The 12,548-nt window shown below is 74.4% G+C and carries 15 protein-coding genes (1 of these 15 cut by a window edge); 8 read left to right on the top strand and 7 right to left on the bottom strand.

Features of this window, described 5'->3' with window-relative positions; genetic code table 11:
* The first annotated feature begins 163 nt into the window (after positions 1–163).
* Positions 164–1,276: a hypothetical protein gene (locus ACQUFX_RS14125; RefSeq protein ID WP_428966491.1), complete on the top strand. Its 1,113-nt coding sequence runs from the start codon at positions 164–166 to the stop codon at positions 1,274–1,276.
* A gap of 45 nt (positions 1,277–1,321) precedes the next feature.
* On the opposite strand, the gene ACQUFX_RS14120 is transcribed toward ACQUFX_RS14125, so the two are convergent.
* Together ACQUFX_RS14120 and ACQUFX_RS14115 are read right to left on the bottom strand one after the other, a co-directional pair.
* Complete coding sequence (locus ACQUFX_RS14120) at positions 1,322–1,678, bottom strand: MmcQ/YjbR family DNA-binding protein (protein WP_428966490.1); 357 nt, start codon at positions 1,676–1,678, stop codon at positions 1,322–1,324.
* A gap of 91 nt (positions 1,679–1,769) precedes the next feature.
* Positions 1,770–2,240, bottom strand: a complete 471-nt coding sequence (locus tag ACQUFX_RS14115) for a DNA-binding protein (RefSeq protein ID WP_428966489.1) — start codon at positions 2,238–2,240, stop codon at positions 1,770–1,772.
* Positions 2,241–2,335: 95 nt separating this feature from the next.
* On the opposite strand from ACQUFX_RS14115, the gene ACQUFX_RS14110 reads away from it, so the two are divergent.
* From ACQUFX_RS14110 to ACQUFX_RS14100, 3 genes are all read left to right on the top strand, one after another.
* The gene (locus ACQUFX_RS14110; RefSeq protein ID WP_428966488.1) at positions 2,336–2,977 is read left to right on the top strand and encodes a DNA-3-methyladenine glycosylase; all 642 of its coding nucleotides are present in this window, start codon (positions 2,336–2,338) and stop codon (positions 2,975–2,977) included.
* Positions 2,978–3,192: 215 nt separating this feature from the next.
* Positions 3,193–4,344, top strand: coding sequence for an LLM class flavin-dependent oxidoreductase (locus ACQUFX_RS14105; protein ID WP_428966487.1), 1,152 nt, complete (start codon positions 3,193–3,195; stop codon positions 4,342–4,344).
* A complete protein-coding gene (locus ACQUFX_RS14100) occupies positions 4,341–4,967 on the top strand; it encodes an FMN reductase (RefSeq protein ID WP_428966486.1) in 627 nt (208 codons plus the stop codon). The genes ACQUFX_RS14105 and ACQUFX_RS14100 overlap by 4 nt, the downstream gene beginning before the upstream one ends.
* 24 nt (positions 4,968–4,991) lie before the next feature.
* Here ACQUFX_RS14100 and ACQUFX_RS14095 read toward each other — a convergent pair whose 3' ends face one another.
* Entirely contained in the window at positions 4,992–5,873 is an 882-nt protein-coding gene (locus tag ACQUFX_RS14095; protein ID WP_428966485.1) for a universal stress protein, read from the bottom strand.
* 302 nt (positions 5,874–6,175) lie between these two features.
* On the opposite strand from ACQUFX_RS14095, the gene ACQUFX_RS14090 reads away from it, so the two are divergent.
* The 3 genes from ACQUFX_RS14090 (at position 6,176) to ACQUFX_RS14080 (ending at position 8,998) form a co-directional block, all read left to right on the top strand.
* Positions 6,176–6,655: a GNAT family N-acetyltransferase gene (locus ACQUFX_RS14090; protein ID WP_428966484.1), complete on the top strand. Its 480-nt coding sequence runs from the start codon at positions 6,176–6,178 to the stop codon at positions 6,653–6,655.
* Between the two features lie 46 nt (positions 6,656–6,701).
* Positions 6,702–7,343, top strand: coding sequence for a hypothetical protein (locus ACQUFX_RS14085; protein ID WP_428966483.1), 642 nt, complete (start codon positions 6,702–6,704; stop codon positions 7,341–7,343).
* 137 nt (positions 7,344–7,480) lie between these two features.
* Positions 7,481–8,998 (top strand): hemolysin family protein, encoded by a 1,518-nt coding sequence (locus ACQUFX_RS14080; RefSeq protein ID WP_428966482.1) that lies wholly within the window; start codon positions 7,481–7,483, stop codon positions 8,996–8,998.
* Positions 8,999–9,063: 65 nt separating this feature from the next.
* Here the strand turns inward: ACQUFX_RS14080 and ACQUFX_RS14075 are convergent, their stop codons facing one another.
* From ACQUFX_RS14075 to ACQUFX_RS14060, 4 genes are all read right to left on the bottom strand, one after another.
* Positions 9,064–9,393 carry a PRC-barrel domain-containing protein gene (locus ACQUFX_RS14075; protein ID WP_428966481.1) on the bottom strand — a complete coding sequence of 110 codons (330 nt, stop codon included), beginning with the start codon at positions 9,391–9,393 and terminating at the stop codon, positions 9,064–9,066.
* Positions 9,380–9,760, bottom strand: a complete 381-nt coding sequence (locus ACQUFX_RS14070) for a hypothetical protein (RefSeq protein WP_428966480.1) — start codon at positions 9,758–9,760, stop codon at positions 9,380–9,382. The genes ACQUFX_RS14075 and ACQUFX_RS14070 overlap by 14 nt, the downstream gene beginning before the upstream one ends.
* A 9-nt stretch (positions 9,761–9,769) precedes the next feature.
* Positions 9,770–10,996 (bottom strand): NRAMP family divalent metal transporter, encoded by a 1,227-nt coding sequence (locus ACQUFX_RS14065; protein WP_428966479.1) that lies wholly within the window; start codon positions 10,994–10,996, stop codon positions 9,770–9,772.
* 134 nt (positions 10,997–11,130) lie between these two features.
* The gene (locus ACQUFX_RS14060) at positions 11,131–11,538 is read right to left on the bottom strand and encodes a PaaI family thioesterase (protein ID WP_428966478.1); all 408 of its coding nucleotides are present in this window, start codon (positions 11,536–11,538) and stop codon (positions 11,131–11,133) included.
* Between the two features lie 78 nt (positions 11,539–11,616).
* Here ACQUFX_RS14060 and tyrS point away from each other — a divergent pair, with 78 nt between their 5' ends.
* A protein-coding gene (gene tyrS, locus ACQUFX_RS14055) for a tyrosine--tRNA ligase (protein ID WP_428966947.1) crosses the window boundary here: on the top strand, positions 11,617–12,548 show its 5' portion. It continues 355 nt past the right edge of the window; the window shows 932 of its 1,287 coding nt (coding positions 1–932); it begins with the start codon at positions 11,617–11,619; the stop codon falls past the right edge of the window.

Raw genomic sequence — 12,548 nt, 5'->3', positions numbered from 1 at the left:
ACCTCCTCGTCACCCGCGCGCCACCGTCGCGTCGGGAGGCGGACGGACGTGGTTCACGATCGAACCTCGGCCGCTGGCCGGGGACGGTGATGTGCCACCCTGGGTGCCCACGGACCCGACCCCCACCGCCGGCGGGGTGGGCGACCGCGCCCGGGGAGGCAGCATGGCCAGACGCGTCTACCTGCACGTTGGTGCGCCGAAGACGGGCAGCACGTACGTGCAGACCGTGTGGTGGGGCAACCGGGACGCGCTGAAGGGCGCCGGCATCCTGCTGCCGGGCACCGCCGCCGCCCACGACCAGGCCATGACCGACCTGCGGGCGGTGTCCTGGCGGGACCCCGACGCGCGCTGGACGTGGGACCGGCTGGCCGGGGAGGCGCGCCGGTGGGCCGGCGACGTGATCATCAGCAACGAGGGGCTGGGCGCGGCCACCGGCGACCAGGCGGCCCGCGCGGTGGCCAGCCTCGCTCCCGCCGAGGTGCACGTCGTCGTGGCCGGGCGGGACCTGTGGCGTACCTTCCCGTCGATGTGGCAGCAGAGCATCCGGGCCCGCAGCACCTGGCGGTTCGAGTCCTTCCTGCGCGCGGTCGAGACCGGGAAGTTCGAGAGCTTCTGGGAGCACCACACACCGACCCGGATGCTGCGTCGGTGGGGTGACCTGGTGCCGGCCGAGCGGCGGCACCTGGTGACGGTCCCGCCGCCGGGCGCCCCGCGCGACCTCCTGTGGCGGCGCTTCGCCGGCATCGTGGGCATCCCCGACGGCCTGTGCGAGCTGCCGGCGCCCACCTCGAACCCCTCGCTCGGTGCCGCCGAGGTCGAGGTGCTGCGCCGGGTCAACCAGGCGCTGGGGGACCGGTACCCGCACCGCACGCCGTACCAGCGGGTGGTCCAGCGCCACCTGGTGAACGCGGTGCTCAAGCAGCGCGGCAACGAGTTGCGGTTCGGCGTCGGCCCGGACCGCGCCGACTGGGTGCGTGACCTCGCGGAGCGCCAGATCGAGGAACTGCGGGCCTACCCGTGCCGGGTCGCGGGGGACCTCGCCGACCTGCGGCCGGCTCCCGCGACCCCGGTGCGGACGGCCGTCCCCACCCCCGACGAACTCGACGACGGGCAGGTGCTCCGGGTCGCGATCGAGACCATCGTCGGCCTGCTCGGTCAGGCCGACTCGCTCAGCCAGCGGGCGGACCGCCAGTACGACGAGGTCCTGTCGCGGCTCAAGGCGCGGGCGGTCGGTGGTGTCCGGCGGACGCTGCGCCGCGCGTCGCCCCGGGACTAGGCCGGCCCGTCCGGTCGCCCGGGGCCGGTGGCCGGCCCGTCCCGGTCACCCGCCGCCCGGCCGTTCCCGGCGGGAGAGCTTGGCGACGACCGTGTCGTACGACGCGTCGAGCGCCTCCACCAGTTCGTCGGTGGGGATCGTGCCGTCCAGCCGGAGCGTGTTCCAGCCGGCCCGGCCGATGTACGGCATGATCCGGGCGTCGTCCGGGTAGCGGTGCAGCCACTCGTCGGCCACGTCCCGGTTCGGCCCGCACTTGATTCCGATCGTGGCGCCGGTCTCGCCCGAGCCGAGGAAGGCGAAGATCCGGCTGCCCACTTTCACCACCTCCTCGCCCGCCCAGGGCCGGTCGAGCCAGGCGCCCGGCTTGGCCAGGCAGTACGCCAGCATCTCGGTGCGGTCCACGGTGGCAGTCCCTCCGGTCGGTTCCCGCCGCTCCTACGCCGAAACGTACGGCATCGACGCGCCGCACGCCCGGTTGCCGGCGATCACCGCCTCAGCCGGCGGGCTCTCCGGCGCCGGCCGCGGCGGCGGGGTCGGCCCGGGCGGTGACCCGGTCGTACCGCTGGCTGGCCGCCTGGGCGCTGCCCAGGCCGAGCGCGTGCCCGATCGCCTGCCAGGTCAGGCCCCGGCCCCGGGCCAGGGTCAGCAGTCCCGCCTCCAGGGTGTCGACCTCGGCCCGCAGGTGCGGGACGAGGGCGAGCGCGGCGAGCAGGTCGGCCTGGTCCACCGGTTCCTCGCCGGGGGTCGGCTCGGCGGCGCCGGCGGCCAGGGCCAGCAGCACGGCGATCGCCTCGTACGGGTCGGCGAGGTACGGGTTGGTGTGCCGGCGGCGCTGCTGCTCGGTGGCGGCGTGCCGCTCGGTGAGCCGGTGCAGCGCCGCCCAGGTGTGGTGGGCCCGCCCCGTCGGGCCGGGACCGGGAGCGGGTGTGGCGGGGTCGGGCGTGGTGGACGGATCAGTGGTCATGCGCCGATCACAACACTTCAACAGAGTATTGTCAACAGAATGTTGAAACGCGGTTCGGGTTTGCCGATCCGCGCCGCTCGGCGTTTGCTGGACGGATGGACCACGCATGGCTGCACACCCCCGCCGCCCGGGTGCCGGAGGTGGCGCGTGCCCTGCTCGGCTGGGAGGTCGCGGCCGGTGGCGTCCGGATCCGGCTGACCGAGGTCGAGGCGTACGCCGGCACCGGGCAGGACCCGGCCTCGCACGCCCACCGGGGCCCCACCCCCCGGACCGCGGTCATGTTCGGGCCGGCCGGCCACGCGTACACGTACTTCGTCTTCGGGGTCCACTGGTGCCTGAACGTCGTCTGCGGTGGTGTCGGGGAGGCGGCGGCGGTCCTGCTGCGGGCCGGCGAGGTGGTCGACGGCCGGGACCTCGCCCGCGAGCGGCGGGGTGAGGTGGCCGACCGTGACCTGGCGCGCGGGCCGGCCCGGCTGGTGGTCGCGTTGGGTGTCACCGCCGAGGCGAACGGCACGTCGGTGCTCGACGGCGCCGGTCCGCTCCTGCTGACGCCGCCGTCGCGCCCGGTGCCGGCGGCGGCCGTCTCCGCCGGCCCCCGGGTCGGCGTGGCCGCCGCGCACGACGTCCCGTGGCGCTTCTGGATCACCGGCGACCCCACGGTCAGCGCCTACCGCCGGCACGTGCCCCGACGCCGGGCGGACGCGGGTCGGGGGTCGGCGGCACGGGGATCGCGCTGACCTGGGGTGTCGGGTGCCGTATCGAGTGTGAGCCTCGTGCCTGTCAGGGATATTCGTTCCGGACAGGCGTGCCGCTGCGCACGTGACGCCGCTCGCGGCCCACGTCGCCGCCGTCGCGCTGCGGCACCCGCCCCGGGGAATTATTTGACTCGTCAAGTATGTTGTGCGCGGCGTCCGGGCAGACCGGCCCGGAGGGTCAAGGCGAGGAGTGGATCATGCAGTTCGGGGTCTTCACCGTCGGCGACGTCACGGTCGACCCGACCAACGGACGGGAGCCGACCGAGCACGAGCGGATCAAGGCGATGGTCACCATCGCGCAGAAGGTCGAGGAGGTCGGGCTCGACGTGTTCGCCACCGGCGAGCACCACAACCGCCCCTTCGTGCCCTCCTCGCCGACCACCATGCTCGGCTGGATCGCGGCCCGCACCGAGCGGCTGCTGCTCTCCACCGCCACCACGCTGATCACCACCAACGACCCGGTGAAGATCGCCGAGGACTACGCGATGCTCCAGCACCTCGCCGACGGCCGGGTGGACCTGATGCTCGGCCGGGGCAACACCGGCCCGGTCTACCCCTGGTTCGGCCAGGACATCCGCAACGGCATCCCGCTCGCCGTGGAGAACTACGCCCTGCTGCACCGGCTGTGGCGGGAGGACGTCGTCGACTGGTCCGGCAGATTCCGTACCCCGTTGCAGTCGTTCACCTCGACGCCCCGGCCGCTGGACGGCGTCCCGCCGTTCGTCTGGCACGGCTCGATCCGCAGCCCGGAGATCGCCGAGCAGGCGGCCTACTACGGCGACGGCTTCTTCGCCAACCACATCTTCTGGCCGGCCGAGCACACCCGCCGGATGGTCGGGCTGTACCGGCAGCGCTTCGCCCACTACGGCCACGGCACCGCCGAGCAGGCGATCGTCGGTCTCGGCGGGCAGGTGTTCATGCGGCGCAACTCGCAGGACGCGGTCCGCGAGTTCCGGCCGTACTTCGACAACGCCCCGGTCTACGGTCACGGCCCGTCGCTGGAGGAGTTCACCAGCCAGACCCCGCTGACCGTGGGCAGCCCGCAGCAGGTCATCGACCGCACCCTGGGCTTCCGCGAGTACGTCGGCGACTACCAGCGGCAGCTCTTCCTCGTCGACCACGCCGGCCTGCCGCTGAAGACCGTGCTGGAGCAGCTCGACCTGCTCGGCGAGGAGGTGGTCCCGGTGCTGCGGCGGGAGTTCGCCGCCCGGCGTCCGGCGCACGTACCCGAGGCGCCCACCCACGCCTCCCTGCGGGCCGCCCGCGACGCGGCCGGGGCGGCGGCGCAGGACCCGGCGCGGGCCGCCGGGGCCGAGCGGGCCGGCGCCGGCGCGGAGGGTGGACGATGAGCGAGCGCACCCTGGTGGTCCTCTCCGCCGGCCTGCGGCAGCCCTCGTCCACCCGGCTGCTCGCCGACCAGCTCGCCGCCGCCGTCGTCGACGAGGCGGCCCGGCGGGAGCTGGCCCTGCGCCACCGCACGGTCGAGGTCCGCGAGCACGCGCACGACGTGGTGAACAACCTGCTCACCGGCTTCCCGTCGGCCGCCCTCGGGCAGGCCGTCGAGGAGGTCACCGCCGCCGACGGACTGATCACCGTGTCGCCGATCTTCGGCGCGTCGTACAGCGGGATCTTCAAGTCCTTCCTCGACGTGCTCGACCGTGACGCGTTGGCCGACAAGCCGGTGCTGATCGCCGCCACCGGCGGCACCGCCCGGCACTCGCTGGCCCTGGAGCACGCGCTGCGCCCGTTGTTCAGTCACGTGCGGGCGGTGGTGGTCCCCACCGGGGTCTTCGCCGCCCCCGAGGACTGGTCGGACGGTGGCGCCGACGGCGCTCTGCGGACCCGGATCCGGCGGGCCGCCGCCGAACTGGCCGAGCAGATCGTCCGGTACCCCGGCCGCACGCCGACCGACCCGTTCACCCTCACCACCACCTTCGACGACCTCCTCGCCACCCCACCGCCCACCGCGTGACCACCAGGGCTGGGCGGGAAAGGCTCAGGGCTCGGGGTGGTGCGGGCGGGCGACGAGGACCGGGCAGTGCCCGTGCTGGACCAGGGCCTGGCTGACCGAGCCGAGCAGCAGGCCGGCGAAACCGCCCCGCCCCCGGGAGCCCACCACCAGCAGGGTCGCCTCTCCGCTCGCCTGCACCAGGGCCGGCGCCGGCTTTCCGGCCCGCAGGCTGCGCCGCTCGACGGCGAGGTGGGGGTGCTCGGCCCGGACCGTGGCGGCGGCGGTGGCGAGCAGGTCGTCGGAGTCGGCCCGGCCCGCCGCCGCGCTCTCCTCCACCTCGTCCGGCACCGACCGCTCCTCGTCGCCGGAGCGGACGTGGATCAGCAGCAGGCCGGTGTCCCGCCGGGCGGCCTCGTCGGCGGCCAACCGGACGGCGGCCAGCGCGGGATCCGAGCCGTCCAACCCGACGGCCACCGGACCGTCCACCGGGATCGGCTGCTCGGGTGGGCGGACCACCAGCACCGGGCAGTGGGCGTGCCCGGCCACCTGCTGGCTGACCGAGCCGAGCAGCAGGCCGGCGAAGCCGCCCAGGCCCCGGCTGCCCACCACCACCAGGTCCGCGCGGCGGGACTCCTCGACCAGGGTGGCACCCGGCCCACCGGCCACCTGACGCGCCTGCACGTCCAGGCCGGGCCACCGGTCGGACAGCTCCGTGGCCGTCTGGTCGAGCATCTTCTGCGCCTCGCTGGTCGGCGCCGGCAACCCCAGGTCGTACGGGTTCAGCGGCACGCCGTACCCGAGGGGGTGCAGGTAGCCGTGCACCAGCTGCAGGGGCGCGGAGCGGCGGACGGCGGCCTGCGCCGCCTGCTCGGCGGCGACCAGGCTGGACGGTGACCCGTCCACGCCCACCACGACAGGTCGGTTCATCAGCTTCTCCCTGGGTCGTCAGTGGTCATTGTCGACGGCGGCACCGCCGACATTCCGCATTTGCCCGGACACGCCGCCCGGTACGCCTGGCCGCCCGGCCCCACCGCCCCGGCCCGCCGTCCCGCTCCACGATCGCGCCGGGAAGCCACCGGCGGGCAGGGGCATCGCGCCCGGCCGACCCGGGACCAACGGCCCTGACGCCGCCGACCGGCGGGCGACCCGGGACACCGTCGCGGAGCGGGCGGACCGGTGACCCGGGGCCCGCGGGCTGCGCCGTCACACCCCGGCCGTATCGTCTGGCCGTGACCGCTGAGCTGCGTCTGCGTCCCGTCCGCGACGAGGACCTCCCGGAGTTCTTCCGGCACCAGTCGGATCCCGAGGCCGTCCGGATGGCGGCGTTCGCCGCCGACGACCCGCAGGACCGCGCCGCCTTCGCCGCCCACTGGCACCGGGTCCGCACCGACCCGGCGATCGTCTCCCGGACGGTGACCGTCGACGGCCGGGTGGTCGGTCACGTCCTGGCCTTCCCGGTCGCCGAGCAGACCGAGGTCAGCTACTGGATCGACCGGGCGGACTGGGGCCGGGGGTACGCCACCCGCGCGCTCGCCGCGCTCCTGCGCGACCTGCCGCAACGACCGGTGCAGGCCCGCGCCGCCAAGGACAACGCCGGCTCCCTGGCCGTGCTGCGCAAGTGCGGCTTCGTCATCTGCGGCGAGGACCGGGCGTACGCCCCCGGCCGGGGCACCGAGATCGAGGAGTACGTGCTGGAGCTCACCGGCTGAGCCGGTTCCCGGCGCGGTCGGCCGGCCCAGCGGCTACCCTCGCGGCGTGAGCTGGTTGGACGCCATCGGGTGGGCCGGGTCCGCGCTGCTGGTCTGGTCCCTGTTGCAGGCGCGGATCCTGCGGCTGCGCGCGCTGAACCTGGTCGGCTGCGTGGTGCTGATCGGCTACAACACCGCCCTCGGCGTGTGGCCGATGGTCGGCCTCAACGTCGTGCTCGCCGTGATCAACCTGTGGTACCTGCGGGGGATGCTCGCCACCCGGCACGACGAGGCGACGTACGAGGTGGTGGAGGTCGGCGTGGACGACGCCTTCCTCGCCCACACCCTGCGGGTGCACGCCGCCGACATCGCCCGGTTCAACCCCGGCTTCCAGTGGACCCCGCAGCGGGACGGGCACTCGGCGTTCCTGGTGGTCCGGGCCGACGAGGTGGTCGGGGTGGTGCTGGTGCACGCCGAGCCGGACGGGGTGGCCCAGGTCGACCTGGACTACGTCACCCGACGGTACCGGGACCTCACCCCGGGCGAGTTCGTCTACCGGCGCAGCAGCCTCTTCACCGACCGGGGCTTCCGCCGGGTGGTGAGCCCACCCGGCATGGTCGCCCCCTACTACAGCCGGCTCGGGTTCCGCCCCGACGACGACCGGTACGTGCTGGACCTGCCCGCCACCCCGGTCCCCGGCCGTACCTGACCCAGGGCCCGGGGACGGTCGCCGGGAACAGGATTCACCGGGCCGCCGGCTGGGCACAGACAGGCGTACGCCGGCCGGGATCTCCGACCGGCGGCGTCGGTCTGTCGACCGGCGCTGGCAACGGTGAGGGAGCCGGCGTGCAGAGCATCTGGACCCAACTGGCCCTGGTCGGGGTCCTGGTCGTCCTCAACGCGATCTTCGCGGGCAGCGAGATCGCCCTGGTCTCGTTACGGGAGAGCCAGATCCAGCGGCTGGAGCGGACCAGCCGGGCCGGGCGGGTCCTGGCCCGCCTCGCCAAGGACCCCAACCGGTTCCTGGCGACCATCCAGATCGGCATCACCCTGGCCGGTTTCCTGGCCTCGGCGGCTGCGGCGGTCTCCCTGGCCCGGCCGCTGGTCCCGCTGCTGGAGGTGCTCGGCGGCGCCGCCGAGCCGGTCGCCATCGTGCTGGTCACCCTGGCGCTGACCTTCGTCACGCTGGTCTTCGGCGAGCTGGCCCCGAAGCGGATCGCCATGCAGATGCCCGAGCGGTGGGCGCTGCTGATCGCCCGCCCGCTGGACCTGCTGTCCACCCTCACCCGGCCGGCGGTCTGGCTGCTCGGCGTCACCACCGACCTGGTGGTCCGCCTGCTCGGCGGGAACCCCGAGCCGCAGCGCGACGAGATCAGCCCGGACGAACTGCGCGACATCGTCGCCGGCAACCACGGCTTCACCAAGGAGCAGCAGACCATCATCGCCGGCGCGGTGGAGATCGCCGACCGGCGGCTGCGGGCCGTGCTGGTACCCCGGTTGCAGGTGTTCTGCCTGGACAGCGGCACCACCGCGGAGGCCGCCCGGCTGGTCCTGGCGACCTCCGGACACTCCCGCGCGCCGGTGGTCCGGCACGGCGGCCTGGACGACACGATCGGGGTGATCCACCTGCGCGACCTGGTCGGGGTGCCGGACGCCCAGCCGATCGACGACCGGGCCCGCCCGCCGATGCTGCTGCCCGACTCCCTGCCGGTGGTCGACGCGCTGCGCCAGTTCAAGGCCGAGCGGCAGCACATCGCGCTGGTGGTGGACGAACGCGGCGCGGTCGACGGCATCGTCACCCTGGAGGACATCCTGGAGGAGATCGTCGGCGAGATCTACGACGAGACCGACCGGGACGTCAGCGCGGTCCGCACCGAGGACGACGGCACGCTGGTGCTGCCGGGCACCTTCCCGGTGCACGACCTGCCGGACATCGGCGTCGAGCTGCCCGGCCGTCCGGAGGGGGACTACACCACGATCGCCGGGCTGGTGCTGGCCTGCCTCGGGCACATCCCCACGGCGACCGGCGAGAGCGTCACCATCGACGGCTGGACGGTGGCGGTCGCCGGCATCGACCACCACGCCATCGTCTCCGTCCGACTGCGCCGGGAGGCCGCCGCCCCCGACGGCGCGACCACCGCCGAGAGCCCGGAGCGTGCCACCACCGCCGACGGTCCGGAGAGCCGGGCCACCCGCGACGGTACGGACCGTGGGGCCGACGGCGACGGCCCGGAGAGCGGGGCCGTCGGCGGCTCCACCACCGGCGGCGGGCAGCCCGTCCCGGGCAGCGCCGGGCGGGACTCCGCCGACCCGGCGGACCGGGCCGTCGAGAACCCGCCGAGGGTGGACGCCGCCCGCCGGTGACGGCACGAGGTGGCCGCCGCCGGCGGGTACCGGTGCGGGCTGCGCCGGTCGCGGCCGGCGGGGCGTCAGCCGGGGCGGTCGGCCACCGGCGGGGCGGGTGGGGTCGGCGGCAGGCCCGGCAGCGGGGGTACCAGCCGCACCCGGTGCACCGGGAACTGGTGGGTGCTGCGGCTGATCCACCGGGCGGTCGCGCGGATCACCCACGGGCCGGACGGGTGGTGCTCCACCCCGACGAGACGCCCGGCGACCCGGCCGTACCAGCGTCGGGCCACGATCAGGTCGGTCAGCCGCAGCCGGCCGTCGGCCCGGCCGCGCACCACCAGGTCCACCACCCGCCCGAGCCGCCGCCCGTCGAGGTCGTACACGGTCCGGCCGAGCAGCTCACCCGCTCGCACGGTCGGCCCCCGGGATCCGGTCGATCAGGTGCCGACGGAGGAACTCCTCCGCCGGTGAGGTGGGCAACCGGTCGAGCCGTACCCGCAGGCGCACCGTGCTGTCCACCCGCGCGACCAGCGGGTACGGGATCCGCAGCGGGCTCGCCGGTCGCCGCCCGGAGAACCGTTCGGCCACCGCGACCAGGAGCCGGCCGGTCCAGCCGCCGATCCGCTGCCCGAGGGCCACCCGCCCGGTGAGCAGGGCGGCCAGGTACGGCACCCCGTCGGTGTCGAGGGCGAACTCGACGTCGTCGACCCGGCCGACGAGCAGCCCGTCGGCGTCCACGATCTGCCGGTCCAGCAACCGGTGGTCGAGCTGCATCCGCATGCCCGGGCCTCACTGTCCCATCCTGGTCACGACCGCCAGCGGGATCGCGGCGACCGAGGCGACGACGATGACCACCAGCACGAGCGCGCCGAGCAGGTTCGTCAGCCGATTGTTGACCTGCCCACCCAGGTACGTCCGGTCGTTGGCCACGATCAGGATCGGCAGGTACGTCAACGGCAGCACCACCGCGCTGACGATCAGCATGTACTCGGTGAGCGTGACCGGGTCGACGGTGGTCATCAGCACCAGCACCCCGAGCAGCACGCTCAGCAGCAGCACGCTGTGGAACCGGGCGGCCTCGCGGGGGCTGACCCGTTTGCCCCACTGCCAGCCGAAGTACTGCGCCACCGCGTACGCCGCGGAGAGCCCGGTCTCCAGCGCGGCGCCGAAGGTGACCGCGAAGAACGCCAGGACCGCCACCACCAGCCCGGCCGCCCCGAACGCGAGCACCACCGGCCGGGCGACCTCGTCGAGCGTGGTCAGCGAGGCGCCGGTCGGGTGGTAGACCACCGCGGCGGTGGCGATCAGCGACAGGGCGAGGAAGGCGCCGATCGGGAAGCCGACCAGCACGCTGGTCCGGGCGTCGGCGAGGTCCCTCGCGGTCCACCGCTCCTCGACCCCGCCGGAGGAGAAGAAGAACACCTCGTACGGGCTCACCGTCGAGGCGAACAGCGCCACCGCGATGAACCAGTACACCCCCCACCCGCTGGCGGACGGTCCGGGCATCAGCGCGTCGCGGGCCAGCGTGCCCCAGTCGGTGGGCAGCCGGGTCAACGCCACGGCGAAGACCACCAGCGTCAGCCCGGCCAGGCCGAAGACCCGCTCCATCAGCTGGAACCGCATCCGCCACAGCACCAGCCACACGGCGACCGCCGCGACGGGCACCCAGAGCAGGTACGGCAGCCCGGAGGCCAGGTGCAGCACCAGCGCCACCCCGCCGAGTTCGGCGGCCAGGGTGAGGACCGTGACCAGGTACGACGCCACCAGGTTGAGCAGCGCCACCCGGGGGCCGAGCCGCTCCCGGACCAGGTCGAAGACGGCCCGGCCGCTCACCGCCGCGATCCGCCCGGCCATCTCGGCGTACAGGCAGATGGCGACCACGCCGACCAGCAGCACCCAGGCGTGACCCAGGCCGAACCGGGCCCCCGCCTGGCTCGCCGCCACCAGGTCACCGATGTCGACGAAGCCGCCGACCGCCGAGAGGATGCCGAGGGTGGCGGCGAGGAGCTTCCTCACCTCGGGGGCGGTTCGGGCCGGGTCACCTCCGCGACGATATCGGGGCGTATCCCCTCTTCACCCTCGAAAGCGGGCATCCGGCCCGATCGGCGCACCCGCCGGGCCGGGCCGGCCGGGGCCACCGGCGGGGCGGGTCAGGCCGGGCTGAGGTTCTGCAACCGGACCTGCCCCCGGGCGACCAGCCGCTGCTCGGCGTCGACGATCTCCACCTGCCACAACTGCTGGCTGCGCCCCCGGTGCACCGGGGTGCCGACCGCCACCAGCTCACCGTCGCGGACCGCCCGCAGGAAGTCGGTCTGGTTGGACACGCCCACCACCCGGCCCCGGTCCCCGAGCCAGAGGGAGCCGCCGACACTGCCCACCGTCTCCACGACCGCGCAGTACACGCCCCCGTGCTGGATGCCGTACGGCTGGTGCAGCTCCGGGCGGACCTGCCAGCGGATCACCACCCGGTCGGCGCTGGCCTCGTCGAAGGTGAGTCCCAACAGCCCGACGAGGCCGCCGGTCAGCTCCGGCGTGCCCGCCGCGTGCTCTGAGGTCATGGCCTGGCAGCCTAGCGGCACCCGGTCGCGGAGAACCCGTTACGGGCCACCCCCGGTGATGGGGGAGAATCGGTGACCGTGACCGACAGCAACCTCCCGCCCTCCGGGCGGGACTCCCTGACCGATGACCTGCGGTGGCGGGGCCTGATCCAGGACTCCACCGGCCCCGACGAGCTGCGCGCCCTGCTCGACGGCGGGAGCGCCACCTACTACGTCGGCTTCGACCCGACCGCGGCCAGCCTGCACGTCGGCCACCTCATGCAGGTCGCCACGGCCCGCCGGCTCCAGCTCGCCGGCCACCGCCCCCTGCTGCTGGTCGGCGGGGCGACCGGCCAGATCGGCGACCCGAAGGAGAGCGCCGAGCGGTCCCTGAACCCGCCCGAGGTGGTCGCCGGCTGGGTGGGCCGCATCCGCGACCAGCTCGCGCCCTTCGTGTCGTACGAGGGGGCGAACGCGGCCCAACTGGTCAACAACCTGGACTGGACCGCGGAGATGTCCGTGGTCGACTTCCTCCGGGACGTCGGCAAGCACTTCCCGGTCAACAAGATGCTGGCCCGGGAGGTGGTCCGGGCCCGGCTGGACAGCGGCATCAGCTTCACCGAGTTCAGTTACCAGCTCCTGCAGGCCAACGACTTCTACGAGCTGCACCGCCGGCACGGCTGCCAGCTCCAGTTCGGCGGCAGCGACCAGTGGGGCAACATCACCGCCGGGGTGGACTACGTGCGGCGCCGGGGCGCCGGCCCGGTGCAGGCCTTCGTCACCCCGTTGGTGACCAAGGCCGACGGCACCAAGTTCGGCAAGACCGAGGGCGGCGCGGTCTGGCTCGACCCCGAGCTGACCAGCCCGTACGCCTTCTACCAGTTCTGGCTCAACGCCGACGACCGGGACGTCGTCCGGTACCTGCGCTACTTCAGCTTCCGCTCGCGCGACGAGATCGAGCAGCTCGAGAAGGAGACGGCGGAACGGCCGGCGGCCCGGCTCGCGCAGCGTGCCCTGGCCGAGGAGCTGAC

The sequence above is a fragment of the Micromonospora fluostatini genome (assembly GCF_050410825.1).
GTDB lineage: Bacteria > Actinomycetota > Actinomycetes > Mycobacteriales > Micromonosporaceae > Micromonospora > Micromonospora rosaria.
This window is presented reverse-complemented; position numbering and strand designations above follow the sequence as displayed.

Coding starts and splice junctions, on each gene's coding strand:
- ACQUFX_RS14125 (WP_428966491.1), top strand. CDS start 164: ATGGCCAGACGCGTCTACCTGCACGTTGGTGCGCCGAAGACGGGCAGC.
- ACQUFX_RS14105 (WP_428966487.1), top strand. CDS start 3,193: ATGCAGTTCGGGGTCTTCACCGTCGGCGACGTCACGGTCGACCCGACC.
- ACQUFX_RS14070 (WP_428966480.1), bottom strand. CDS start 9,760: ATGCGGATGCAGCTCGACCACCGGTTGCTGGACCGGCAGATCGTGGAC.
- ACQUFX_RS14100 (WP_428966486.1), top strand. CDS start 4,341: ATGAGCGAGCGCACCCTGGTGGTCCTCTCCGCCGGCCTGCGGCAGCCC.
- ACQUFX_RS14095 (WP_428966485.1), bottom strand. CDS start 5,873: ATGAACCGACCTGTCGTGGTGGGCGTGGACGGGTCACCGTCCAGCCTG.
- ACQUFX_RS14110 (WP_428966488.1), top strand. CDS start 2,336: ATGGACCACGCATGGCTGCACACCCCCGCCGCCCGGGTGCCGGAGGTG.
- ACQUFX_RS14115 (WP_428966489.1), bottom strand. CDS start 2,240: ATGACCACTGATCCGTCCACCACGCCCGACCCCGCCACACCCGCTCCC.
- ACQUFX_RS14060 (WP_428966478.1), bottom strand. CDS start 11,538: ATGACCTCAGAGCACGCGGCGGGCACGCCGGAGCTGACCGGCGGCCTC.